This is a genomic window from Arthrobacter sp. C2, assembly GCA_024207135.1.
Taxonomy (GTDB): Bacteria; Actinomycetota; Actinomycetes; order Actinomycetales; family Micrococcaceae; genus Paeniglutamicibacter.
The window spans coordinates 116,911-141,281 of record CP042428.1 but is presented as its reverse complement, the minus strand read 5'-3'; the positions used below and the strand labels follow the sequence as shown (position 1 = coordinate 141,281).

Genomic DNA, 24,371 nt, shown 5'->3' with positions numbered 1-24,371 from the left:
CGGAACGCATATATGCAGCACCAAACCCAAAACCCTCTTGGAGGTAAACAATGTCAGTAAGGACAACAATCAATGAGTACAAAGAATCAGAACGAACTACGCAATGAACTAATCAAAACTATCGGGCTGGATGAAACCATCGAAGAGGTTTCCTCTTTCGAGCCTGAGCAGTTCCGGGATGCTGTCCCGTGGAGTGAGGCAACTCTCGCGGATGCAATCGCCGGGGAACTGCAAGACCTCGCCAGCTATGACGCATCACAAAAACAGTGGTATCTCTGGGACGGGCAGTTGCACAAGCCTGTTGAGGATGGAGCCGCCGTGGATATCACCGCAGGCCTTGGCCTCTACTTCCTCGACAAGCTCCTGAATGATTTCCTGTTGAGGAATCCGGAGCAGAAAGTCACGGAGGAGACCAACGCAAAAGCTGGGACCGATATCAACGACAGCAACGGACGAATCAAAGCGGCTGTTAGAGGTCTTAAGATCATCCAGAAGCGGATGAACTCCAACGCGGGGCAAATGGCCGTTGCCGCCATGTTGCAACGAAAGCTCCCGTTGGATACGACCGCGCGTGATGCCGACGATAAGCAGTATCTTGTCTTCACTAACGGAGTGCTCGACATGCATAGCATCGAAAAAGCATTCCGAGATTCGACCGGGGCATGGCAGTACCCGGAACCGGAGCTACTGGAACCCTCGCCTGACCGTTTGGTGTGGCGAGCTATCCCGCACAACTGGAACCCTAAGGCCGTTGCTCCGAACTGGTGTCACATGCTCAGTGCGGACTCTTTCCACGACAGCTCAGAGGCACGCATCCTCGAACAGCTCTTGGGCATCGGACTTTCGGGGCAGGTCCGGCACTACTCGAAGCACCTTGTCTCCCTTTACGGGGCAACCAACAGCGGCAAGGGCGTGATCACTGAGCTACTGGAACGCATCTATCCTGACCACGTATCCCGGCACGACCAACGCATCGTGATGAAGATGCGAGATGGAACCGAACAAGCCCGCCTCAGGGATGAAATGCGAAACTCTCGCGTTGTCGTCGCCTCCGAGTGCATCAATGAAGTAGACGAGAATTTCCTACTGGACTACGCCGGTAACGGTAAGTACATCGTGCGCAGGATGCAGACACAGCCCGAACGCGTGGAGCCTCAAGGAATTATGGTCATCACCTCCAATGACCCGCTGAAAGCAGACGCCAACAAGAGCCAGTTGCGAGACAGGCTTTATCCAGTGCTCATGCCCTACCGTCGCATCCCTGAAACGCACCCGGACCAGTGGGCCAAGGATGACGTGAACATCTCCGGGCCGTACTCGCGTGGTGAAGACGGGCAAATCTGTAAGCCAATGGACAGTGACCTTCCCGGCAAGATGGACGCCGAGGCCGAGGGCATTTCAGTCAGGCTCATTCAGGCATATCAAGGTGCCATGGTCCACTGCGACAATAAGCTCCCCAAGACTGAGCCAATGGAAGCCAGGCTACGGGAAGCCGCCGAAGAATCAGATTTGCTCGGGCTATACCTCCGGGAGTATGCGAACCTCACCTACAACCCCGGTACCCCAATCAACAAGTCGGTCAAGGTCTCCGAACTCTATGACGGATACATGGATCTTTGTGGGAAGCACCGACGAACTCCCATGGCCCATGCTCAGTTCGGCAAGCGAGTGAAAGGCTACCAATGGGATAAGGACCTCAAAATGGAAACCAAGCCATCCGGTGGAGTGTCTCGCGTAGTCGGATTTGAGCTGATTCGCGCATAATTGACCACGGCAAATGGGGAGCGAAGGGGTAGCGAAGGGGTAGCGAAGGGGTAAAAAGTCGCTACCCCTTCGCCCGCATCCCTTTGTTTGCAAGGGAATCAGAGGCCACAAAGGGGATGAAGGGGTAAAGTTCTATAATCTTTATTGTATGGAAAAAGAGGGCATCGTCTCCTGTGCTGTAGCAAGTGGGACGGAGTTTCACGTTTTACCCCTTCATCCCCTTCATCCCCGTTGCCCCTCTCTTACATCCCTTTGTTTGTAAGGAAGTTGGGCAAAGGGGTAAGGAGTCGCCACCCCTTCGTCACCCCATCGTGCCCCATTGCCAGTTCCATGGAACCTCGCTTGCATGGAACCCATTATCTCTACGCATTATCTCTACACTGACAGTCTCACTCTTGGAGGTGTCGCCCATGGAGGTGCCAAAAGCAATAGCATCGACTCTGGGGGCATTGCAGGATATTTGCGGGCATTCGTTGGCGGGAAGTCTCAGCGGATCACACAGGCCATTCTCCCAATCGGATGCATGGAAGCCCATCCAGAAATCACGTGGAGAGATACTAGGCCTGTTGATGGGTAAAGCAGGGATCAACGGGGGGAACGGGCTTGCTCCACCCCCCAATGTTTGCAAGGAAGAGTTAATTCCTGGATGCGGTCGTCATTCCCGAAACTTTGGCCGGTGCCTCTCAGGAACGCTGGGCAGGGTGCTTGGGAAATTCACGATTCGGGGAGTAAACATACCGGAGCGTCAATCAGAGTCAATCAGAGTTGCGGGGAGGTCAAACCAGCGACAGCTATCAAGAGTGACGATGAGTCATCTAATGAATAGAACCACGAGAGCACCATGCGCACTCTGTAGGATCAAGGAAATCACTCTGATCACACTGGATGGGGAACATGGCGCGGAGAGTATTGACAGGCTGTAGGGATTGCGTGAAGTGCAATGCGTCAAGAGTCGAAAAGGGCGTACGAAACTTCACGCGAGTAATGGTTGCTGCCACTACCGCGTTTGGCTCTGAGGCGGCAATGTCGCTGGCCGGAACTTGCGGAGCTTGCGGACACCAGACTTCCCTTCACCGACAAACCGCCGCTCAGCGCTGGCAAGAGGGAGCAAGTAAACGACAGGAAGAGGCTGACGACTTGGCAAGGCGAAGGGCCGACGCCCAAGCCACCTTCCGAGAAGCCAAACTCGCCCAGACGCAGATTGCACCAGCGGTGGCTGTCCCTACGCCCATCAGTGACGAAGTTCGGGAGATCAATGAAATGTTGGCTCGCGCGTCAGCAAGGGCTAGAAAGGGCACCACCCCCAAACCTGTGGCCACGACTGCCGATCCCGAGACCCTCGAGAAAGTGTTGCCACCTCCTGGATTCTATTCAGACCCCAAGCCAGATCCTTCCCAACTACGTTGGTGGGATGGGAAGGAATGGACCGCCTTCACCAAGCCCAAGGAGTAGCAAGCAAGTGTCCTCGGTGCCGACGATAAGTCATCAGATGGGCCGAATGCTCCGAGTGACTCCTATGAACTGTAGGATCTGAAAATCACTCTGATCACACTCGATGGGGAACACGGGGAATATGAAAAACAAGCTAATCATCGGAAGCGCAGCTATCGCACTAGTGGTTGGGGGTGGACTCGGATTTGTCATTGCAGATCAGAAAGCTGATAAAACCATCCAAGCCCTCGAAGCTCAAGTGGCGAGCGCGCAAGCAACCCAGACGGCCGTAGACAGTGAGCTAGCGGCAGCGCAGACTCATAGATCACTCTGCACTGAGTACGTGACTTTCACTGGAGATTTCATCACGATGTTGGAAGACACCATCGATGCCAGCACGTCAAAGATTCAAGATCCACTTGAAGGCGACATCGCAGAACGATACAACGAAGCTGCAATCACCTTCTCCCAGGAATATGGCACCAGCAAGGAAGTGATTCGAGGCTTGTCTGAGGCCTGCTCGCCTAGCGCGGGTTGATCTAGCGGACACGCTGATTGTCTCCGTAAGTAACTGAACTGAATATGTTGGGTTTCCCAGCAACGAAGGGCCTCTGTTTCTGACAGGGGCTCTTCTTGTTGTCCTAAGGCGTTCTGCCGACCCTTGAAATCACACCACGTCACGCATATATTTAAACCAAAGGACCGTTTGGTATAAACTGAGAGCATGGAAACCACACAGACCGCCATCGTTTACGCCCGAGTCTCGACCGAGGAACAGGCCAAGTCCGGGGCAAGCCTTGACGGTCAAGTGCAGGTGCTAATGCAGGTAGCAGAGTCTCGTGGATGGAACGTCATCGTCATCCGGGAACAGGCATCCGGTAAGAGCATGACCCGGAAGGCTAGGCCACTGCTGAATGAAGCACTGGATCTCCTCAAGGCAGGACAGGCACAGTACCTCTTGGCTATCCGCATTGATCGGATCTCAAGGAACGTGGAAGAGTTCTCCCGCCTCATGACACTGTCCCGCAAACAGGGATGGGCCATGGTCCTATCCGAGATGGATCTCGACACCACCACATCACAGGGTGAGTTCATGGCCAACGTGCAGATCTCAGTGGCTCAGTATGAACGCCGTCTTATCGGCGACCGAACACGTGAAGCGCTCGCAGAACTCAAGAGGCAGGGTGTCGTCCTAGGACGACGCACAGGCCTACCCGTGGAAGTTGTGGCACGTATCAAGGCGGAACGCTCCGAGGGTGCGACACTCACGGCCATTGCCAACGGTCTCACTGACGAGCAGATCCCCACAGCACAGGGCGGAGCGCGTTGGTATCCTGCCACGATCAAGAAGATCCTTAACTCTGAGGCATGGGCACATGTGAAGTATTAGCCGGGCCATGTAATCTACCAATATCAGTTTCATTCACAGGGGGAACCATGCAGTACAAAAACTCGGCAGGGCTTTTCGTAGGTGGTATTAGCTTGATTCTCGCAAGTCCGCTAATAACCTTCATCGGATTTGCGTTCGGCACTCGGATGGCTTTCGACAATGGCTCCACGGAGCTAGACCTCCCATTCCTTGTCATAGCTTCCATAGGTGGACTACTAGCTATCGTGGGAATAATCCTGCTCATTGGTGCCACCTACCGGGCCTTGGTTAAGATCGATGCCATGCGCTAACGTTTCTTGATGGTGCATCATCCAAGGAAGCCCCGCGCAAGACCGTCTTTTTCCAGCTCGCCAGATGTTCCCCGATCCGCCATATCGCACCAATTGCACCCAAATATCCCAGACCCCAACGCGCACTAAATTCACGCGATCTCGGGCACCTTCTATGATCAGTACATGAATGAATTTATCGAATCCATTGCACCGGGGGCGGTGAGCGTCCTAGTAGCACTCTTGGTAGGCGCAACCGGATACATGATAGCTGGATTCAATGAAAGTAAGCGCTGGCAGAGACAACAAAGGATCGCACTTTATCGTGAGATAACGAAATATGAGAGAAGTCTTGTATTAGACATAAAAAACTATCTAGAACAGCAGAAATCTCATTACAATAATTATCCACAGGAAAATGACTACAGCTCGGATAATTACGCTTACATGCATTCTGTTGAACATATAAATAATACGTCACGTAAGCTGTCAAAAAGGATAAAGGGATCATACAAGTTTCGCTACGATCTGGAAATAATCGGATCGACTAAGGCTCAGAAGCTGTATAACACCTATCTGGATCTTTTGATCACTTGGGTTGGCGCGTCGTTCGACGGCAATACTAAGAATGAAGAACGCTCTCAGCAAAAGAAGGCGTGGAGCAAATTCATAGACCAGGCACAGCGAGATCTAGGCCTCAAGCATTGGTGGAATCCGGGACCGTAATTCCACATGCACCTACAGCAATCGGCCAGAGGACACTTTCCGACACGCCGTGCCGAACGACACGCCAGAGATTTATTTTTCTGTCGACCAGCCCTCACCCTGTGGACAAATATTCGAATTCATTGAATTCTCGCGGCTTAACGTCGGCAGTTTATCCACAGGGCTTGTGGGCAGTCGGCAGGTGGAATGACAGCGGTGTAATACATCATATTGGGGTCTAACCCTTGAGGCCCCACTAGATGTAGGCTTTAACGAGAAAGCAAGACCAAAGGAATCTAGCCCCAAGCGGCTAGGCCGCTGGGGCTGAGATTCGGTATTGAGTTGTTTCCTTTGCAGGGGAATGTTTCGAGAGTAGTGGTTATCCATCTCGGACCGCAACTTTTACGGCGTGTCGAAGTCGCTGAAGGACTTGGTTTTCGTACCCAATTAGTCTGAAGGGACTAAGACCATGGCATCATCGCCGCTCAAGCCGGGACAGCCTGCTCCCGCATCCGCACAGTACGAAATCATTGGCTCCCGCGGAGGCCACACCGGCCAGGAGAGGACAGTTCCGAGGGGAACCACTCTTCCTCCAACGCCGAAACCCGGCCAGTCCTACGTCATTGCTGACCGTACGAGGAACAACGCCGGGCGTGGCAAGTGACGGCCTACAACGAGCGCTCGCTCGCTGACGGCCCAGAGCATGGCGACCGTCGGTTCTTCGACGGGTCCCTGGACTCTCCCAAGGGCTACTGGGCCACGTATGACGCTAACCGCAAGGAATGGGTTCGCAGCAATTAGTTAGCCAGGATAGGCCCCAGTCTTCACTTACGAAGGCTGGGGCCTTTTCCTTATCCTTACATGAGAGCTTCAAGATCACGGGACAAACGGTCCCCCACTCCATTTCGAAGTCGAGACCGCCTGACTCGGTCGAATGTTACTACCCGGCAGCGCCCGGTACGGTACCAGTAGTCCCTGACGCCTTCGATTTCCCCTCGCCTTCCTCGTCTTCACATTTGGTAGCTATCGCGTCAGCCGTCTCAAGCGCCTTGAGCCACGCAATATGATTGGCTTCTTTTTTTGCGTCCGAGCGTCCCTCGCGTCCGACGGCGAGCACCAGGAAGATCAGCACCGCTCCCGTTATTATTGAAACCAGATTCTGGTTGCCGGTAGTCCGCGCAAGCAAATCAGTGATCTCGACAAGCGGTGTATTGCTGGCAACCAGTTCTTCAAGTTGTGCCAGCGAGACGCTGAGGCTGGAGAAGTTTTCCTTGAGTGAGACTCCTACAAAGCCGAGTATGAAAATCAGGAGTGCGGTTACTACAGGCAAGTGTTTCTGCATATGGGTATATCCACTCGCTCGAACCTTTGCAAGAATTCTAATACGCATAGCCGAGTCCGCCAGTTGGAAGGCTTTCACGGCCTGCCCGTCGAAGCTATTGTCGGCGTGCAAGACCTTAGCCAGCTTTTTGCCGTACACCTTGTCATCGAAAATGGCATGAGGGGGTTCACTCGGGCTACTGTCTCGGCCTGTATCGTTTGTTTCTGGAGTAGGAGCTTGCACAGGTGCATCGATGTCTGTCATGGATACATGCTAGTCAAGTCATTGTGTTCTAAGTTTCAACATCAGTCTTTCAAGATCATGACCCAACCCGGGACATCCCCGCGTTCGTTGCGCTTGATGCTTCCGGCCAGGTCCATGGTGTGGGTGCCGACCCACAGTCCCATGCCGATGACCATCAACCCGATCCTGTCTGCGATCCTCATGTTCCTTCTCCTTGCTGGATTGCCCCGCGGCCTTCACTGCCGCGGGAGCCTGGTGCTACATGATGCGATGTCTTGCCACGTGTCTCCGGTCCCTCCCCTCCCGGGGGCACGTCGCCGACCCGAGGGACGCGGCGATGGCCATCGGTTCCCGGGCAGCTTCGTCGGTGCCCCGGCCTGTGTGGCCTTGCCGCCTTCCGGTGGGCGGTTTGCGGTGTGATTCCTCCTGTCAGTAGTTCATGTCGATCAGCGCGAGCCCCGGGAACACCGCAAAAACGATGGTCAGCGGCAGCACGCCGAAAACTATGGGCACCATCATGCCGATTTCCTTCTTCCCCGCCGATTCCATCAGCTCGCGCTTGGCCGCGTCGCGCACGTCCTGGGCCTGGGCCCGCATCACCGCGGCGATCGGGGTCCCGCGTTCGGCCGCCACGGTGATCGCGTCGACGAATCGGGTCATGGCCGTCAACTGGATCCGGTCCGACATCTCCGCCAGTGCATCGGCCAGGGTTGCCCCGGCGCGGACGTGGGCCAGCGTCAGCGCGAATTCCTCGCTGAGCGCCCCCCTTGAGGTGCGGGCCACCCGTTCGATGGATCCCACGGTGCTCTCCCCCGCGGCCACGGCCAACGCCATGAGTTCGGCGATCGTGGGGAACTGGGCCAGGATCCGCCTGCTGCGCCGGGTGGTCTGCTCCCCCAGGTACCAGTCGCGCAGCAGGTAGCCTCCGACGGCGCAAAAGACCAGCACGAGGAACGCAAACATCGGGTTGAAGCGCCCGGCCACGAGGTTCGCGGCCAGCATCGCGGCACCGGCCAGGGTCAGCCCGGCGGACCACAGCAGCTGCTGGGCGCGGAAATCCAGCACGCTGATACCCAGCCCGGCCCGGGCCAGCCTCCGGGCCATGGCCTCGTTGCTGGGGTTCAGGCGTTGGGACATCCTGGCCACGTCGGCCAGCATGGGACCAAGGATGCGGCCCAGCGGGCCGAAGGGCGTCTGCGCCGCGAAGGACTCGTTGAGCATCCGCGATCCGCTGCGCCCGGCACGCAGGTGCGGGGCCACGCGTTGGGCGAAGGTGACCGGGCGCATCGCCGGGATCCGCACCAGCACCAGCCACAGCCCGCTGCCCAGGGACAGCCCGAGGACCAGCGACAGGATCATGGCGGTGCTCATCGGAACACCCGTTCTTCCTCGGGCAGCCGGCCGATGCGCATCATCGTCCGGTAGCAAATGAACGAGACGACAAGCCCTCCGATGAGCACGAGTATTCCGGTGACCGAGGAGTAGGCGATGACCGCCGCCGGCTGTCCGGCCAGCAGCAGGAGGATGACCCAGGGGGCGGCGATGGCCAGGCGGGCCGCGGACACCGTCCAGGACTGTCTGGCCTCGAGTTCCCCGCGGGTGCGGGCCGAGTCGCGCAGGAAGGAGCTGAGGGTGCCGAGCATCTCGCCCAGGTCGGTGCCGCCGACCTCGCGGGTGATGCGCAGGGCCTCGACGATCTTGTCGGCCACCGGGTCGGCCAGGCGCGCGGCGAGGGCCTCGAGGGAGTCGTTGAAGCGGGCCGTGGCCCGGTAGTCCAGGCCGAAGTCGGTGAAGGCCGGGCGCAGCGCTTCGGGCCCCTGCGATCCCAGTTGCGTCAGCGCCTCGGGCAGCGACATCCCTGCCCGGATCGCCGAGCGCAGGTGGTCCACCACGTCGGGCCATTGCTCGCGCAGGTTTGCCGCGCGCTTGGCCCCCTGGCGGCGCACCAGCGCCCAGGGCGCGCCGGCCCCGAACCCGGCGAAGGTCAGCGCGATCAGCGGGGCACCGGTGAGGATCAGCACGATGAGCCCGACGATGACCGCGGCGGTGATCGAGGCGGAGATGAAGCCGCCGCGGGTGACCTTGTCCAGCCCCGCATGCAGCAGCAGGGTCTCGATGCGCCCGTTGCCGACCCTCGCGCCGGGGTGCGCCGCGGCGGTGAAGGAACGGAAGACCAGCAGCAGCCCGAACCCGAGGGTCAGTCCCAGGAAGACGCTCATGCCACGATCCGTCCCAGTTCGGCCACGTCGATCCCCGCGTCGATGAGCTTTTGGTGGGCCAGGTCCGCCGTCGGGGCCAGGGTCAGCTGCCCGTCGAGGTGTTCGAACAGCGTGGTGGTCTCGATGGCCCCGTTTTCCACGCGGCGGCCCAAGGCCATGATTTCCCCGACGAAGCGCCTGCCCGCCGCGTCCCGGCGGCAGTGCACCACCAGGTCCAGGCATGCAGCGACCGTGGGAACGACAAAGTCCGAGGAAATATTCTCCCCGGCCAGCAGCGGCAGCGTGCAGATCTTTGTCAGCGCGTCGTGGGCGGAGTTCGCGTGGATCGTCGAAAGCCCGGGCAGCCCTGAATTCAGGGCGATGAGCATGTCCAGCGATTCCGCCTCGCGGACCTCGCCGATGACCAGCCGGTCCGGGCGCATCCGCAGCGCCTCCTTGACCAGGCGGCGCATGTTGATTTCCCCGTTTCCCTCCAGGTTTTGCTGCCTGGTCTGCAGGGCCACCACGTCGCGCAGGTTGATCTTCAGCTCGAAGATCTCCTCGATGGTGACCACGCGCTCGCGGCTGCCGATCGAGGAGGCCAGGCAGTTGAGCATCGTGGTCTTTCCCGCCTGCGTGGCCCCGGAGACCAGCACGTTCAGCCCCGCCCCGACGGCGACATCCAGGTAGTGTGCGGCCTGCCGGGACAGCGAACCGAGTTCGACCAGGTGCTCGAGCCTGCTGGCCCGGGCGATGAACTTGCGGATGTTCACTGCCCAGTGCTTGCGGGTGATGTCCGGGATGACCACGTGCAGGCGGGAGCCGTCGGCCAGCTGGCAGTCCACGAACGGCTGGGACAGGTCCAGGCGGCGGCCCGAGGACTTGAGCATGCGCTCCACCAGTGCCGGGACCTCGGCCTCGGAAAGCCGGATGGAGGTCAGCTCGGAGGTTCCCCCGCGCGCGCAGAAGACCTCGTGGGGTCCGTTGAGCCAGATTTCCTCGACGTCGGGATCATCCAGCAGGGGCTGGAGGGCGCCGAGCCCGGCCACCGCGTCCATGATGCGGCGCCGGGCCAGGCCCAGTTCCCCCAGCGCCGGGAGCACCCCCAGCAAGGAGCGTTCGTCGTAGTCGCGAACCACGTCGTCCACCAACCGGCGGACCTCCCCCACCTGGGTGGAGGGGTCAAGCCCGTTCCTGCGGATGAGTTCGCGTACCTCATCCTCAACTATCGCCAGTCCGTCCGCCATCGTGCATCCCTGCCGTGACCGGCTCCCGGCCGGTGGCCGGGAGCCATGCCGTTCGCCAAGGCGTGCGGGGGCCGGTGCTTGGGATGGCCTCGCGAGGCACCCCGGAGTGCTGGTGAGCGGCAATATCCAGTTAGTTTCATGACGCAATACCGCGACCATACCCGGGTGCCGGGGCGGCTACAAGGCTCCGGCCGGATCTGTGGAGAAACTCCCGGGGCGCAGCGGGTTCCGTCCACAGGGGGTGCTGCGTTTCCGCGGGACGGGCGCCGGGCGGTCCTACTGTGGGGGAAGGGGAATCGGGACCGCGGTTCGGCAACACGCGGCGAAAGGCGGGTGGGCACAAGGCTCATGGGAGGGAAACTGTTCATCAGGCTCGTCTCGGCGGCCCTGGGCCGGCCGGTGCTGGTGGAGCTGGAAGCCGCGGAGCCTCTCGGCGGACCGGTGCTGGCCGCTGCCCTGGCCAGGCGCTGGCCACAGCTGCGCTGGCATGCCGGCGGGAGGCCGCTGGAGCAGATCGCGCAGCTGCCCAGCCAGGGGCGGTTGCTGCTGTGCGATGTGCCCGCTGCACCCGCGGGCCTTGCTCCCCGCAGATGGCAGGGCGCGGCCGGCGGGATCGAGCCGGCGGTGCTGGTGGTGTTGCGCGGTCCGGATCCCGGCGGGACGCTGCCGCTGCGTCGCGGCCTGTGGGCCCTGGGCCGCGGGGAGGTCGACTTGCCGATCGGGGACCTTCGGCTCTCGCGCCGCCATGCGCTGGTCCGGGTGACCGACACCTCCATCGTGCTCAGCGACGAGGGATCGGCCAACGGGGTCTGGTTCGCCCAGACCCCGATCCTGGAGCGGCGCCTGTTGATCGGGGACACCTTCAGCGCGGGCGACAGCAGCTTCGGGGTGCTGCCGCCCGGCGGGCTGTCGGCCGGGTCCTCCCGATGGCCGCTGCAGCCGGTGCCCATCGCCGCGGAGGAACCGGGCAGCCGGTTGGCGATGATGCTGCTTGGGGCGTTGGCACCGCTGGGGCTGGGCGTGGGCCTGTTCCTGATGACCCGCAGCGTGTTTTTCCTGGCCTTCTCCGCGATTTCCCTGGTGACCGGCGGGTTTCCGGCGTTGCTGGTGCTCCGTGGGAAGGCCGGCTTCCGGCGCGCCTGGGCCCGGGCCACCGCTGCCGATGCGAAGCGCCGCGAGGACCTGGCCCCTGCGCTGGGAGCGGTTGCGGCCGGGCTGGCCGCCGGGAGTGCGGTGGATGACGACGGATTCCCCGCAATCGTGCTGGGGCACGGACGGCTGGCCGCCTGGTTGTGCACCGCCTCGGGGACTGCCCCTCCGGATCCGCGACCCGGCCGCGGGCATCGGGAGCGGGGCCGGGGGTCGCGGGGGCGTGCGCGCGGGAAGCCGCGATCCAGACCCGGGAACTCGAGCGGGGCGGCGGGCGACGCGGACAACGAACCGGTGGTGGATCCCGGCATCTTGTCCGATTCCCCGGTGCCGCTGGCCCTGCAGGCGGGTTCGGCCGTGTGGTTCCAGGGCCCCGAATCGGCGTGGGGTCCGGTGCTGCGCGCGGTGCTGGTGCGCTGGCTTCCGTTGCTCGCCTCCGGGTCCCTGCGCGTGGTGGTGCGGGGACCCGCCGGCTTCCTTCCCTCGGAATTCGCGATGCTGCCCGGTGTCCAGGTCGGCGGGGCCGACGCGCCGATTGCCCCGGATCCGAGGCCCACGATCGTGCTGCTGACCACGCCCGGGACGTACCCGGCAGCGGTCGGCGCGGTCGCAGCGCCCGGGCAGTCACAGGGTGCCGCAGGCCCCGGCGCGCCCGCCTCTATCCACTGCGGTGGCCCGGCACCCGTGCCCGGGGCGGAGGTCCACATCGACTGCTCCACCGGCCGGATCCTGTTGCAAGGGCCGGGCAGCGAACTGAACCCCTGGCTGCTCTCCGCACCCCCGGCAGGGATCCGGAAGTCCCGCCGCTTCCCCGGCGTCCGCACACGCCACTCGCGAAGCCGGCGGTCCCCGGAGACCGGGGCGCCGCCGCACGGCACCCGGGAGCCGTCCCTGCACGTGCTCACCGAAGGCATCGGGTTGCCCGTCCTGGCCCGCGCGGTCTCACGCATGCTGTCCTGGGTCGAGGCAGGCTCGGAGGCCGACGGGGAAAGCGGCACGGGTTCCGGGCCCGGTGCCATCGTCGGGGACACCGATGCCGGTCCGCTGCGCGTGGACCTGGATGCCGACGGGCCGCACCTCCTGGTCGCCGGGACCACCGGGTCGGGCAAGTCCGAGCTGTTGCGCACCCTGGTGCTGGGCCTTGCCGCGGCTTCGGGGCCCGATGAACTGGCCTTCATGCTCGTGGATTTCAAGGGCGGGGCGACATTGGCGCCGCTGCGCGGATTGCCGCACGTGCAGCTTTTCGTCTCCGACCTGGACGCCGCCGAGGCCGAACGGATCCTGGAACTGCTCGGCAACGAGCTGCACCGCCGCGAGGCCTTCCTGGCGGCGCATGCGGCCACCGACCACAGGGACTACCTGCGCTCGCGCCCTCCGGGCGATCTCCCGCTGCCCCGGCTGGTGGTGCTCATCGACGAATTCCGCGTCTTTGCCACAGAGCTGCCCGAGGCCCTGGAGCGGGTCATCCACATCGCCACCGTTGGACGGTCGCTGGGGATCCACCTGGTGCTGAGCACGCAGCGGCCTGCAGGGACCGTCAGCGCGCCGCTGCGGGCCAACATCGGCTCGGTCATCGCGTTGCGCACCATCGGCGAGGCCGAATCCATCGACCTGGTCGGCTCTCCGGTGGCGGCCCGGCTGGATCCCTCCGCCCCGGGCCTGGCGTATTTCCGACGCGGTGGCGGTGCCCCGGTGGGCTTCCGGGCCCGTGTGAACGCCCGCCCCAGCGTCCCGGCCCGGCTGCGGGCCTTCGGGGCCGACCTGGGCGAAACGCTGTTCTCCGAGCAGCTGCCGCGTGCCGGATCCGGGCCGGGGCCCGCCGCCACCGGGGCGCCGGAGGCCGAAGCATCCCAAGGTTCCGACGCGGAGCTGGCGGAGGCGGTGCGGCGCATCGTGCGGGGGCACCGGGATATCGAGCCCGCGCCGAACCCGTTTTCCGCCGCGCTTCCGGCGTCGCTGCCCGCGATCGGCCGTGCGGTGCTGCGGCAGGTGCCAGGTGGAGCCGGAGCCATCGGGCTGGTTGATCGCCCGAAGCTGCCCCAGCCAGGTCCCCTGGTCTTTGACCCGCGCACCACGGCCCGGCTGATGGTGTGCGGGCTGCCGGCCTCGGGCATCGAGAAGGTCCCCGGCCTGTTGCTGCACGCGGTGAACCGCCAGTCCTGGCGCATGCCGACGCTGCTGCTCGACGGCAACGGGACCCACGGCGCGCTGCACGGCCACCCGGCGGTGGGCGGCTACTTCGGCCCCGGCGACTCGTGGCGCATCAACGAGTTGCTCCTGCAGCTGGGTGTTCCCGCGTGCGTGGAGCCGATGCTGCTGCTGGTGTGCGGGCTCGGCGGTTGGGCCCAGGCACTGGAGGGAAGCGCGTTCATGCGCCTCGAGGCGCAGCTGGCGGCGTTCGCCCGCACCGCCCCCGAGCTGGGCCGCGCCCTGGTGGTGAGCGGGGACAGGGATCTGGCCGGTTCGCGGGCTGCATCGCTGTGCGAGACCCGTTGGTATTTCCCGCGCGGCGCCGGACCAGAGGTCCTCATGGGATGGCCGCAGCTGCGCAAGGTGGCCCCGCGGGTGGGCCGGGGCGTGCTGCTGGGGCCCGATGAACCGCAGCGCGGCACGGCATTCCAATTGCTCGACGACGCGGCGAGCCTGCCGCTGCCCGGCGGGGAGGTGCCCGGCGCGTGGCTGCGTTCCGTGCCCTTGCCCGAATCCCTGGCCGCCGACCAGCTGCCGGCGCTGCCTCCGGGGCCACAGGCGGCTCCGGAACTGGCCATCGGACTCTGCGGTCCGGACAACCGCGCCTTCGTGTGGGCGCCGGGCCCCTGCGGGCTGGTCATCGGGCACGAGGGTTCGGGCAAGTCCACGTTGCTGAGGCACCTGGCCTCGCTGGGCGATGCGGATACCGGCCACACCGTGCACCTGGGCCTTGGGGACGAGCTGCCGGTGCAGGCCGAGGAATTCATGCAAGTCCACCCGAAAGCGGCGCGGGTGCTGGTTGATCGCGCGGACTTGCGTGTGGCCCGGGCTGCGCGGGCCGCCGAGGTGCTGCTGGGTGCCGGGCTCCAACTGGTGCTCAGCGCCGAACCCGGTTCACGGTTGCTGTTCGAGTTGGGGCTCTCGGCGGTGGTGCGCGATGCGCGTTCGTTCCTCGTGCTTGATCCGCAGTTCGGTGCGGACGCCGATCCCAGCGGCTTCAGGTTGCCGCCGGCCACCGTGAGCGTGCGCGGCCGTGCCATGGTCGCGGACCGGGGAACGATCCGCCAGGTCCAATGCGTGAATCGGGTTCCGTGAGCCATCCGTCCCCGCGGCGCGGAACAGGAGAATCAGGGTTGGTTGTCGGTTCCGGGGTGCGCCGTGGGCCGGTCGCCCAGGAACGCGGTGGTGCGCGGGTCAAAGAGCAGCACCACGACCACCGCCGCAGGCACCAGCCACAGCCACGCCACCAACACGTCGACCGGCATGGCGATCTGCAAGGCCAGGATGATCTGGAAGACCTGCCAGACCAGGACGGCCGCACGCGTCCAGGCCCGGGCCCGGAAGAAGTGGTGGGCCACCAGCAGCTGCCAGGCACCGGCCGCAATGATCAGCACCAGCATGAAGATCCGTGCCCCCATGCCCAGCTCGCCCGTCTGGCCCAGGGACAGGGCATAGGTCAGTGCGTAGGCCAGCACCGCGAGCCCCTCGAGGACCAGAAGCGCCGAAATCACCAGCACCGAGATCGGGCGGCGTGGGATCGCGGGGCGGCTGGACTGGGGCACTGGCTGGTTCATCACGCCTCAAATCTAGTACGGCCACCACCGGCGAAGCCAAAGCGGAAGCAGGGTCCTCGTGTGACAAAGACCCCGCAACGGGCCAAAAAACACCCTTGTCACGACGGAACAAACCTGTTAGCGGGAGCCGCAAAACGGGTGCTTGTGACCAAGCACTCAAGGAAGCAAAGGTATTTGCAACACGGGACCCTTGTTTACGTGAACGTAACATGAAAACCTTGTTAGGCAGTCGTTCGGGTATGGCAATTTTCCCGCCGCACTGCTTTTGTCCGGCCTCACGGCCCAGGACGATCCCCCTCACTTTTCCTACCCCCAAGGAGCATCAACAAGCATGGATTGGCGTAGCCGCGCGGCCTGTCTGGACAAGGACCCGGAACTCTTTTTCCCCGTCGGGAACACCGGACCGGCCCTGCTCCAGATTGAAGAAGCCAAGAGTGTCTGCCGACGGTGCCCCGTGGTGGACACCTGCTTGGCATGGGCCATCGAGTCAGGCCAGGATGCCGGGGTCTGGGGCGGAATGAGCGAAGACGAGCGCCGGGCGCTGAAGCGCCGGGCAGCACGGGCCCGTCGAGCCTCCTAGGTCGATTGGTGCTCCACAGCACACCAAGGTGAGGGGTCGGTTCCACTGGAACCGACCCCTCACCTGCATCTGGGCCCCGATGCCCGCCGCACCGGCCGGGCAAGAACCACGTGCCGCCCGTGTGGCACACTCCCCCAAGTCCCCAACCACTGGTTACGATCGATAAGTGACAGCGCCACACTCCGACCCCCGCCTAGGCACGATCCTCGATGAACGCTATCGACTCGATGCCCGCATTGCCGACGGCGGCATGTCCACCGTCTACCGAGCCACGGACCTGCGGCTGCACCGCACGGTTGCCGTGAAGGTCCTGCACGCCCACCTGGCCTCCGATCCGGTCATCTTGGAACGCTTCGAGGCCGAGGCGATCATCGCAGCAGGGCTGACCCACGACAACATCGTGGGCATCCGCGACCACCACGTCTCCGGGTCCACCGCGTACCTGGTCATGGAATTCGTGCGCGGGCTGAACCTGAGCCAGTCGCTGAAATCCCGTGGCCGCTACACCCCGCGCCAGGCGCTGGTGGTGTTGCAGGCGATCTGCACCGGGCTGTCGGTGGCGCACGAGGAAGGCATCGTGCACCGCGACATGAAGCCGGCCAACGTGTTGATTTCCGACGAGGGGCGCATCAAGGTCGCCGACTTCGGGCTGGCCCGGGCAGCCACCGCGCACACCAACGCCACCAACTTCCTCGGCACCGCCGCCTACATCTCCCCCGAGCTGGCCAAGGGCGAACCGGCCGACGAACGCAGCGACATCTACGCCGTGGGCATCATCGCCTACGAGCTGCTCACCGGCCGCCAGCCCTTCACCTCGGACAGCGCCTACGGGCTGGCGTTCAAGCACATCAACGACGACGTCCCGCCGCCCTCGGCACTCGTGCCCGGCCTGTCGGGCGAGCTCGACGAGCTGGTCGCCTACTGCACCAACAAGGACCCCGAGGACCGGCCGCAGAACGCCTCGTTCCTGCTCAGCGACCTCAAGCAGATCCACGACTCGCTCTCCCCCGGGCAGTTGGACCTGGGATCCGAGACCCTCGGCGGGCTCAAGGACCTGATCCCCCCGGCGACCTCCGCGCACACCTCGGTGCACGAGGCCCTGGCCCAGGCCCAGGAGTACCGCGATTCCGCCGCGGCCGGGCGGGCCGCCAACGGCGCCGGCGCGACCATGGCGTTGCCGTCCGCTTCCGGGGGTGCCGAGGACCCCTCGGCCGAGGACGCCACCCGCGCGCTGGGCGTGGCCGGTGACCAAACCACCGTCCTGGGCGGCGCCGGGCACACCCGGGCCCTCGACGAAAGCTGGGACCACGCCCAGGCCGGGCCGTCCCACACCGAAGCCATGGAGGCCGGGCCGCAGCGTCCGGTGTCCGCCCGGCAGGCCAGGAAGAACGCCAAGGCCGCGGCGATCGCGTGGAAGAAGGATGCGCAGATCCCGACGCACCAGCTGGCGCCCCGGACCCCGGCACGCCGCAAGTGGCTCCTTGGGATCCTGCTGGTGCTGCTGGCCTCGATCGTGGCCGCGGCCTCGCTGTTCTTCGGCATGGGCCCGGGCGCACCCTTCCAGATCCCCACGCTGATGGGCGCCTCCGCCAGCCAGGCGGTCGACCAGCTGGCGGCCACCGGTGTGCAGGCAGGCACCCGCGAGGTATTCGACGACAAGCTTGAGCGCGGCCTCGTGGTTGGAAGTGAACCCGCCGCCGGGGAAACGATCCGTCGATTTCAGGGCCTGACGCTGATGGTCTCCAAGGGCCCCGAACTCTTTGCCGTCCCCAACCTGACCGGCCGCAAGCAGGCCGATGCCGAGGCCGACCTGAAATCGGCGTCCCTGGCAGCGGGCAAGGTCACACAGAAGTACTCCGAGGAGGTCGCCAAGGGCGCGGTGCTGAAGCAGGATCCGGATTCCGGGGAGAGGCTGCGCCGCGGCACCAAGGTCGCGCTGGTCGTTTCGCGCGGCCCGGCGCCCGTGGACGTGCCCTCCCTGGCCGGGATGACGCCGAAGGCTGCCGATGCCGCATTGGAGAAGTCCGGGCTGAAGGGCAAGAACGCCGGCAAGGAATACAGCACCAGGGTGGAAGCCGGGCAGATCCTGTCGCAGAAGCCCGCCGGCGGGCAGCTGGAGCGCGGCTCAACGGTCGAATACGTCGTCTCGCGCGGTCCGCGGATGATCGAGGTGCCCGACATGCAGGGCCGCCAGCTGGCCCAGGCGCGCCAGGAGCTTGAGGCGCTGGGCTTCAAGGTCGAGGTCGAGGAGTTCCTCGGCGGGTTCTTCGGGACCGTTCGCTCCCAGTCCCCCGCCGGCGGCAGCGCCCCCGAGGGGTCGACCATCAAGCTCGTGGTCGTCTAGCCCCAAGCCGCAACCACGGCCGCCGCGCTCTTCGTCGCGCCGGGTTCCGGGCTGCCGGACCGTTCCGCGATCCACCGAAACGCCGATGGCCGGGTTCCGCTCCCCCGAGGGGGAAGGAACCCGGCCATCGTGCATGGGCCAAAGGTGGCGTCAGCCGCGCTGACCGGCCTTGGCCAGCGCACCGGAAACCAGGAAGGCCATCTCCAGGGACTGCTTGTGGTTCAGGCGCGGGTCGCAGACCGACTCGTAGAGGTCGTCGAACTGCTCCTGGCGGATCGGGTCGGCACCTCCCAGGCACTCGGCAACGTCGTCGCCGGTCATCTCCACGTGCAGGCCGCCCGGGAAAGTGCCCAGCGCGTCGTGGACCTCGAAGAAGCCGCGGACCTCGTCCATGACGTCGTCGAACTTGCGGGTCTTGTAGCCGTTCTCGGAGGTGACGGTGTTCCCGTGCATCGGGTCGGTGACCCAGAGGACCTGGGCGCCGGAGGCGGTGACCTTCTCGACCAGGTTCGGCAGCTTCTCGCGGATGTTGCCCGCACCCATGCGGGTGATGAAGGTCAGGCGGCCCGGCTCGCGGTTCGGGTCGAGCTTGTCGATGAGCGCCAGGGCGTCCTCGGGGGTGGTGGTCGGGCCGAGCTTGACGCCGATCGGGTTGCGCACCCGCGAGAGGAAGTCCACGTGCGCGCCGTCCAGCTGGCGGGTGCGCTCACCGATCCACAGGAAGTGGCCGGAGGTGTCGTAGGGCTGGGAGGTGCGCGAGTCGGTGCGGGTCAGCGCACGCTCGTAGTCCAGCAGCAGGGCCTCGTGGGAGGCGAAGAACTCGGTGCGCTTCAGCGCCTCGAAGTCGGCGCCGCAGGCGTCCATGAACTTCACCGCGCGGTCGATCTCCCCGGCGAGCTGCTCGTAGGCGGTGTGCGCCGGATTCGCCATGAAGCCCTTGTTCCAGGAATGCACGCTGCGCAGGTCGGCAAAGCCGCCCTGGGTGAAGGCGCGGATCAGGTTCAGCGTGGCGGAGGAGGTGTTGTAGGCCTCGACCATGCGGCGCGGGTCGTGCGCGCGGGATTCGGGGGTGAAGTCGTAGCCGTTGACGATGTCGCCGCGGAAGGCCGGCAGCGTCACCCCGTCGCGGGTCTCGTCGTTGGAGGAACGCGGCTTGGCGAACTGGCCCGCCATGCGCCCCATCTTGATGACCGGCATCGAGGCGCCGTAGGTCAGCACGACGGCCATCTGCAGGATGGTCTTCACGCGGGCGGAGATCTTGTCGGCGGTGGCGCCGTCGAAGGTCTCGGCGCAGTCGCCGCCCTGGAGCAGGAAGGCCTTGCCCTGGGCCGCGGCGGCCAGGCGCTCGCGCAGGATGTCCACCTCGCCGGCGAAGACCAGCGGCGGGCGGGAACCGAGCTCGCGGACGGACTCGGCATAATGCGGGCTCTCGCTCCACGTCGGCTGCTGGGCAATGGGCAGGGTGCGCCAGATGTCCAGGGCGGGGTCCGCTGCCGGACCCGCCGGGGATTGTCCGGGCATTGAGGAAGTCGAAGATAGCTGAGTCACCCCTCTAGGGTAAACCGCCCCGGGGCCCGGCGGGCATTTTGCACGTAACCGTCCGACGCGGGGCGTTCACAGTGCCGCGCACCGGCACCGGGCGCTACTTCTTCTTGCCGCTCGCGCGGCGCTCGGCATCCAGCTTCGCCTTCACCGTGGCGGCGTAGGTGTCCACGTACTCCTGGCCGGACAGGCGCATGATCGCGTACATGATCTCGTCCACCACCGAGCGCTGCACGAAGCGGTCCTCGCTCATCCCGGCGTAGCGGGAGAAGTCCAGCGGCTCGCCGATGATCATGCCCACGCGGCGGATGGTCGGCACCCGCTTGCCGATGGGCTGGACCTTGTCGGTGCCGATCATCGCGACCGGGATCACCGGGACCCCGGCCTCCAGGGCGAGCTTAGCGACCCCCAGCTTGCCGCGGTAGAGCCGGCCGTCGGGGCTGCGGGTGCCCTCGGGGTAGATGCCCAGCAGGGATCCGTCGACCAGCGCCTGGGCACCGGCACCGAGCGAGTTCGCGCTGGCGGCCCCGCCGGAGCGGTCCATCGGGATCTGGTTGATCATGCGGAAGAACCAGGCGGTGATCCGGCCCTTGGGGCCCTTGCCGGTGAAGTAGTCCATCTTCGCCAGGAAGATCACCGTGCGGTCCACGGCCACGGGCAGGAAGATCGAGTCCGAGACCGAGAGGTGGTTGCTGGCCAGGATTGCGCCGCCCTCGGCCGGGATGTTCTCCAGCCCCTTGACCCAGGGGCGGAAGAACACGTTCACCAGCGGCCCGACGATGAACCTCTTCATGAATTGGTAGAACATTTCCGTGGGTGCCTTCCGGGCCGAGGTGCGGGGTGCGATGGGTGTTCGCGGTGCTCCCTCCGGAATCCGCGCGCCCAGGGCCCGCGGACCCGGCGGGGAATGCCGGGTTCTCAGTTAGGCTCTAACTGTAGGCAAAAAACGCCATCGGTCACACTCGGCACGACGCAGGCACCGGGTGCAGCTCCGCGGCGAACCTCCGATTCCCATCCAGGAGCACGCACCAGATGCCAGAGACACCAGGGTCCGCCGGCCCCAATGCACCGTTCCACCACGACGGGACGAACGGCGAGGCGGTGTTGGTGCTGCACGGGTTCACGGCAGGGCCGGCCGGGCTGCTGCCCTGGGCGCGCGCCCTGGCCGGGGCCGGCTACACCGTTGATCTGCCGCTGCTGCCCGGGCACGGCACCAGTTGGCAGGACCTGGCCGGCACCAGGTACACGCAGATCCTCGAGGCGGTGCACCAGCGGTACGCGGCGCTGGCCGCCACGCATTCACGCGTCTTTGTCGCGGGCCTGTCGATGGGAGGTGCGCTGGCGCTGAACCTGGCCTCGACCCACGCGGTGGCCGGGCTTGCCCTGGTGAACCCGGGGCTGACCATCGCTTCCCCGCTGGCCCCGTTCACCGGGGCGCTGCGCTTCGTGGCCCCGAGCGTCGCGGCCATCGCCAACGACATCGCCAAGCCCGGCGGCAACGAGCACGCCTACGACCGCACCCCGGTGGCCGGGGTGCACGAGCTGCGCAAGCTTTTCAAGGACACCGCCGCGCGGCTGGGGTCCATCACCGCGCCGGTGCTCGTGTTCCGCTCGGACACCGACCACGTGGTGCCCGAATCCAGCCTTCGGGTGCTGCGCGCCGGGCTCAAGCCCGGTGTCCACCTTGAGGTGAAACGGTTGACGCGCAGCTACCACGTGGCCACGCTTGACCATGAGGCGGAAGAGATTTTCGCCCGCACCATCGAGTTCTTTCAGGAAGTGGACACCAGCAGGCCATGACCAACCCGTTTCACGAGCCGGCCGAATCCGGCGATTCCGACGACGCCGTCTGGGAGGACCTGGTCCGCCGCCTGGAGGCGGACCCCGCCGCTGCCCCCGACGCGCCCCCGGGCGACTCCCCCGGGACCGACGCCTCCGGGACCGTGCCGCCCGGCGCCAACACGCCGCGGGGCGTGGACCCGCAGCTGTTCCGGATGCACCCGGCACTCACCGGGCCGCGGGACTACGAGGGGCCCGAGGACGATGACGACGGCGCATTCATCCCCGAGGAACCCCCGGCACTGGGATCGGGCAACCCGCTGCTGAACCTGGCCTGGATCTGCGCCGCCGGGGCGCCGATGGCGCTGTTGCTGCTGGCCATCTTCTGGCGCCGGGCGCCGATGCCGCTGTGGATCGGGCTGGTGGTCATCGCCGTTGCCGCCGCGGTGTTCCTCTTCGCCCGGTTGCCGCGGCACCGCCAGGACGACGACGACGGGGCACGCGTCTAGCGCATGCGTCCCCTGGCGCAGCGCCGGCCCCCGCGACGGATCCCTCACGGGCGCGGGAACCACTGCGCCGCACGGCGGCGGGGTTTGTTGCGAAGCCGGGCAAATACCCGTAAGTTACTAGTGAGTAAAGAATGTGACCCGAACCACTAAGATGGGTGGTGAGGGGATCGATGGGGGTTGGCTGGCTCGCACCGCCCCGCCCCGGAACCGAAGGAGCGCAAAATGCAGGAACTAGTAGTCCCTCCGCTGGTGGAGAACACTCCGCAGACCAACATCACCGACCTGCTCCTGCGCCACGCCCGCTCCGCGGCCGACCCGGCGCTGCTGGCCAAGCCCGGCCCGAACGGCACCTGGATCGACATCCCCGCCTCCGAATTCGCCGCCGACGCCGCGGCCCTGGCCAAGGGCTTCATCGCCTCCGGCATCGAACCGGGGGCCCGCATCGGCCTGATGGCCCGCACCCGCTACGAATGGACGCTGGTGGATTTCGCCATCTGGTTCGCCGGCTGCGTCACGGTCCCGGTCTACGAGACCTCCTCCCCCGGGCAGGTCGCCTGGATCCTGGGCGACTCCCACGCGGTGGCCGCCATCGTCGAGGCCCCGCACCACGAGAACGTCGTGCGCCAGGCCGCCCACCAGGAAGGGCTCGACGAGCTGAAGCACGTCTGGCAGATCGAGGGCAACGGGCTCGATGCGCTGCGCGCCGCGGGCAAGGAGGTGGACGACGCGGTGCTCGAGGAGCGCCGGAGCGCCGCCGGGCTGGACTCGCTGGCCACCATCATCTACACCTCGGGCACCACCGGGCGGCCCAAGGGCTGCGAGCTGACGCACTCGAACTTCGTCGAGCTCAGCGACAACGCCGCCGCCGAGCTTCCCGAAGTCGTCTTCCCGGGCGCGGCGACCATCATGTTCCTGCCGCTGGCCCACGTCTTCGCCCGCTACATCTCGGTGCTCGCCGTGGCCGGCGGGGTCAAGGTGGCCCACACCGCCGACGTGAAGAACCTGCTGCCGGACCTGCAGTCCTTCCAGCCCAACTTCATCCTCGCGGTGCCGCGCGTGTTCGAGAAGGTGTACAACTCCTCGATGCTCAAGGCCGAGGACGCCGGCAAGGGCAAGATCTTCCACGCCGGCGCCGACACCGCCATCGCCTACTCGCGCGCCGAACAGGAGGGCAAGGTCCCGCTGGGCCTCAAGCTCAAGCACAGGCTCTTCGACGTGCTGCTGTACGGCAAGATCCGGGCCGCCATGGGCGGGAAGGTCGTGCACGCGGTCTCCGGCGGCGCCCCGCTGGGCGAGCGCCTGGGGCACTTCTTCCACGGCATCGGCCTGACGGTGCTGGAGGGCTACGGGTTGACCGAGACCACCGCCCCGATCACGGTGAACACCCCCAAGCACCTGAAGATCGGCACCGTGGGACGCCCGCTGCCGGGCAACGGCGTGAAGATCGCCGCGGACGGGGAGATCCTGGCCAAGGGCTTCTGCGTGATGCGCGGCTACTACAACCGGCCGGACCTGACCGAGGAGACCTTCGTCGACGGCTGGTTCCGCACCGGGGACATCGGCGAACTGGATGCCGACGGATTCCTGAGGATCACCGGGCGCAAGAAGGAAATCATCGTCACCGCCAGCGGCAAGAACGTGATCCCGGCACTGCTGGAGGACCAGATCCGCGCCGATTCCCTGGTGTCCCAGTGCGTCGTCGTCGGGGACGCACGCCCGTTCATCGCGGCACTCATCACCCTGGACGCCGAGGCCCTGCCGGGCTGGCTGGCCCGCCACCAGCTGCCCGCCGGCACCACCGTCGCCCAGGCCGCGGAACTTCCGCAGGTCCGCGACGCCATCGCCGCGCTGGTTCAGAAGGCCAACACCGCGGTCTCGCGGGCCGAGGCGATCAAGGAGTTCCGCATCGTGCCCACCGACTTCACCGAGGACTCCGGGCACCTGACCCCGTCGCTGAAGATCAAGCGCGCCCAGGTGCTCAAGGACTACGACTCGGTGCTCGAGGAGATCTACTCCGCCGCCAAGCCGCGCGCCTAGCAGCTTCGTCGGCAGCAACAAAGCGCCGTGGGGCGGACACCTTCCGGTGTCCGCCCCACGGCGCCTTCGCGTGCCCCACCGGCGAGCGGTGGCGCCCGG

At 65.2% G+C, this 24,371-nt stretch carries 19 protein-coding genes; 11 read left to right on the top strand and 8 right to left on the bottom strand.

Annotated elements, in window-relative coordinates; genetic code table 11:
- The first annotated feature begins 72 nt into the window (after positions 1–72).
- The 5 genes from FPY90_RS00640 to FPY90_RS00620 all read left to right on the top strand — a co-directional run bounded on the left by FPY90_RS00640 (position 73) and on the right by FPY90_RS00620 (position 5,580).
- Complete coding sequence (locus FPY90_RS00640) at positions 73–1,764, top strand: hypothetical protein (protein WP_498683288.1); 1,692 nt, start codon at positions 73–75, stop codon at positions 1,762–1,764.
- A gap of 885 nt (positions 1,765–2,649) precedes the next feature.
- Positions 2,650–3,216, top strand: coding sequence for a DUF2510 domain-containing protein (locus FPY90_RS00635; RefSeq protein WP_498683286.1), 567 nt, complete (start codon positions 2,650–2,652; stop codon positions 3,214–3,216).
- Between the two features lie 121 nt (positions 3,217–3,337).
- Positions 3,338–3,733, top strand: coding sequence for a hypothetical protein (locus tag FPY90_RS00630; RefSeq protein ID WP_498683284.1), 396 nt, complete (start codon positions 3,338–3,340; stop codon positions 3,731–3,733).
- Between the two features lie 186 nt (positions 3,734–3,919).
- Positions 3,920–4,585 carry a recombinase family protein gene (locus FPY90_RS00625; RefSeq protein ID WP_498683283.1) on the top strand — a complete coding sequence of 222 codons (666 nt, stop codon included), beginning with the start codon at positions 3,920–3,922 and terminating at the stop codon, positions 4,583–4,585.
- A 455-nt stretch (positions 4,586–5,040) separates the two neighbouring features.
- Positions 5,041–5,580 (top strand): hypothetical protein, encoded by a 540-nt coding sequence (locus FPY90_RS00620; RefSeq protein ID WP_498683282.1) that lies wholly within the window; start codon positions 5,041–5,043, stop codon positions 5,578–5,580.
- A gap of 919 nt (positions 5,581–6,499) precedes the next feature.
- On the opposite strand, the gene FPY90_RS00615 is transcribed toward FPY90_RS00620, so the two are convergent.
- The 5 genes from FPY90_RS00615 to FPY90_RS00595 all read right to left on the bottom strand — a co-directional run bounded on the left by FPY90_RS00615 (position 6,500) and on the right by FPY90_RS00595 (position 10,568).
- The gene (locus FPY90_RS00615; RefSeq protein WP_498683281.1) at positions 6,500–7,144 is read right to left on the bottom strand and encodes a hypothetical protein; all 645 of its coding nucleotides are present in this window, start codon (positions 7,142–7,144) and stop codon (positions 6,500–6,502) included.
- Between the two features lie 41 nt (positions 7,145–7,185).
- The gene (locus FPY90_RS00610) at positions 7,186–7,326 is read right to left on the bottom strand and encodes a hypothetical protein (protein ID WP_498683279.1); all 141 of its coding nucleotides are present in this window, start codon (positions 7,324–7,326) and stop codon (positions 7,186–7,188) included.
- 226 nt (positions 7,327–7,552) lie between these two features.
- Positions 7,553–8,494, bottom strand: coding sequence for a type II secretion system F family protein (locus FPY90_RS00605; RefSeq protein WP_071213562.1), 942 nt, complete (start codon positions 8,492–8,494; stop codon positions 7,553–7,555).
- Entirely contained in the window at positions 8,491–9,342 is an 852-nt protein-coding gene (locus FPY90_RS00600) for a type II secretion system F family protein (protein ID WP_071213563.1), read from the bottom strand. Before FPY90_RS00600 ends, FPY90_RS00605 begins: the two co-directional genes overlap by 4 nt.
- Entirely contained in the window at positions 9,339–10,568 is a 1,230-nt protein-coding gene (locus tag FPY90_RS00595) for a TadA family conjugal transfer-associated ATPase (protein ID WP_498683277.1), read from the bottom strand. The genes FPY90_RS00600 and FPY90_RS00595 overlap by 4 nt, the downstream gene beginning before the upstream one ends.
- Positions 10,569–10,916: 348 nt before the next feature.
- Between FPY90_RS00595 and FPY90_RS00590 the strand changes: the two genes are divergently transcribed.
- Complete coding sequence (locus FPY90_RS00590) at positions 10,917–15,002, top strand: FtsK/SpoIIIE domain-containing protein (protein WP_498683275.1); 4,086 nt, start codon at positions 10,917–10,919, stop codon at positions 15,000–15,002.
- A 32-nt stretch (positions 15,003–15,034) separates the two neighbouring features.
- On the opposite strand, the gene FPY90_RS00585 is transcribed toward FPY90_RS00590, so the two are convergent.
- The gene (locus FPY90_RS00585) at positions 15,035–15,484 is read right to left on the bottom strand and encodes a hypothetical protein (protein WP_498683273.1); all 450 of its coding nucleotides are present in this window, start codon (positions 15,482–15,484) and stop codon (positions 15,035–15,037) included.
- Between the two features lie 328 nt (positions 15,485–15,812).
- Between FPY90_RS00585 and FPY90_RS00580 the strand changes: the two genes are divergently transcribed.
- Together FPY90_RS00580 and FPY90_RS00575 are read left to right on the top strand one after the other, a co-directional pair.
- Positions 15,813–16,061, top strand: coding sequence for a WhiB family transcriptional regulator (locus FPY90_RS00580; protein WP_007271814.1), 249 nt, complete (start codon positions 15,813–15,815; stop codon positions 16,059–16,061).
- 166 nt (positions 16,062–16,227) lie between these two features.
- Positions 16,228–18,405: a Stk1 family PASTA domain-containing Ser/Thr kinase gene (locus tag FPY90_RS00575; protein WP_498683271.1), complete on the top strand. Its 2,178-nt coding sequence runs from the start codon at positions 16,228–16,230 to the stop codon at positions 18,403–18,405.
- Between the two features lie 150 nt (positions 18,406–18,555).
- On the opposite strand, the gene FPY90_RS00570 is transcribed toward FPY90_RS00575, so the two are convergent.
- Both FPY90_RS00570 and FPY90_RS00565 read right to left on the bottom strand, forming a co-directional pair.
- Positions 18,556–19,926, bottom strand: a complete 1,371-nt coding sequence (locus FPY90_RS00570) for a class II 3-deoxy-7-phosphoheptulonate synthase (RefSeq protein WP_071213568.1) — start codon at positions 19,924–19,926, stop codon at positions 18,556–18,558.
- Positions 19,927–20,047: 121 nt separating this feature from the next.
- Positions 20,048–20,755, bottom strand: a complete 708-nt coding sequence (locus FPY90_RS00565; RefSeq protein ID WP_071213569.1) for a lysophospholipid acyltransferase family protein — start codon at positions 20,753–20,755, stop codon at positions 20,048–20,050.
- Positions 20,756–20,979: 224 nt separating this feature from the next.
- Here FPY90_RS00565 and FPY90_RS00560 point away from each other — a divergent pair, with 224 nt between their 5' ends.
- From FPY90_RS00560 to FPY90_RS00550, 3 genes are all read left to right on the top strand, one after another.
- Entirely contained in the window at positions 20,980–21,747 is a 768-nt protein-coding gene (locus tag FPY90_RS00560; protein ID WP_071213570.1) for an alpha/beta hydrolase, read from the top strand.
- On the top strand, positions 21,744–22,235 hold the full coding sequence (locus FPY90_RS00555; RefSeq protein ID WP_498683269.1) for a hypothetical protein: 492 nt from the start codon (positions 21,744–21,746) through the stop codon (positions 22,233–22,235). Before FPY90_RS00560 ends, FPY90_RS00555 begins: the two co-directional genes overlap by 4 nt.
- Before the next feature lie 222 nt (positions 22,236–22,457).
- Complete coding sequence (locus tag FPY90_RS00550) at positions 22,458–24,272, top strand: AMP-dependent synthetase/ligase (RefSeq protein WP_071213572.1); 1,815 nt, start codon at positions 22,458–22,460, stop codon at positions 24,270–24,272.
- Positions 24,273–24,371 lie beyond the last annotated feature (99 nt).

Excerpts from the sequence above, each read along its gene's own strand:
- FPY90_RS00640 (WP_498683288.1), top strand. The coding sequence starts at position 73 with ATGAGTACAAAGAATCAGAACGAACTACGCAATGAACTAATCAAAACT.
- FPY90_RS00610 (WP_498683279.1), bottom strand. The coding sequence starts at position 7,326 with ATGAGGATCGCAGACAGGATCGGGTTGATGGTCATCGGCATGGGACTG.
- FPY90_RS00600 (WP_071213563.1), bottom strand. The coding sequence starts at position 9,342 with ATGAGCGTCTTCCTGGGACTGACCCTCGGGTTCGGGCTGCTGCTGGTC.
- FPY90_RS00615 (WP_498683281.1), bottom strand. The coding sequence starts at position 7,144 with ATGACAGACATCGATGCACCTGTGCAAGCTCCTACTCCAGAAACAAAC.
- FPY90_RS00595 (WP_498683277.1), bottom strand. The coding sequence starts at position 10,568 with ATGGCGGACGGACTGGCGATAGTTGAGGATGAGGTACGCGAACTCATC.
- FPY90_RS00630 (WP_498683284.1), top strand. The coding sequence starts at position 3,338 with ATGAAAAACAAGCTAATCATCGGAAGCGCAGCTATCGCACTAGTGGTT.
- FPY90_RS00620 (WP_498683282.1), top strand. The coding sequence starts at position 5,041 with ATGAATGAATTTATCGAATCCATTGCACCGGGGGCGGTGAGCGTCCTA.
- FPY90_RS00580 (WP_007271814.1), top strand. The coding sequence starts at position 15,813 with ATGGATTGGCGTAGCCGCGCGGCCTGTCTGGACAAGGACCCGGAACTC.
- FPY90_RS00560 (WP_071213570.1), top strand. The coding sequence starts at position 20,980 with ATGCCAGAGACACCAGGGTCCGCCGGCCCCAATGCACCGTTCCACCAC.
- FPY90_RS00635 (WP_498683286.1), top strand. The coding sequence starts at position 2,650 with ATGGGGAACATGGCGCGGAGAGTATTGACAGGCTGTAGGGATTGCGTG.
- FPY90_RS00625 (WP_498683283.1), top strand. The coding sequence starts at position 3,920 with ATGGAAACCACACAGACCGCCATCGTTTACGCCCGAGTCTCGACCGAG.
- FPY90_RS00565 (WP_071213569.1), bottom strand. The coding sequence starts at position 20,755 with ATGTTCTACCAATTCATGAAGAGGTTCATCGTCGGGCCGCTGGTGAAC.
- FPY90_RS00605 (WP_071213562.1), bottom strand. The coding sequence starts at position 8,494 with ATGAGCACCGCCATGATCCTGTCGCTGGTCCTCGGGCTGTCCCTGGGC.
- FPY90_RS00570 (WP_071213568.1), bottom strand. The coding sequence starts at position 19,926 with ATGCCCGGACAATCCCCGGCGGGTCCGGCAGCGGACCCCGCCCTGGAC.
- FPY90_RS00590 (WP_498683275.1), top strand. The coding sequence starts at position 10,917 with ATGGGAGGGAAACTGTTCATCAGGCTCGTCTCGGCGGCCCTGGGCCGG.
- FPY90_RS00555 (WP_498683269.1), top strand. The coding sequence starts at position 21,744 with ATGACCAACCCGTTTCACGAGCCGGCCGAATCCGGCGATTCCGACGAC.
- FPY90_RS00550 (WP_071213572.1), top strand. The coding sequence starts at position 22,458 with ATGCAGGAACTAGTAGTCCCTCCGCTGGTGGAGAACACTCCGCAGACC.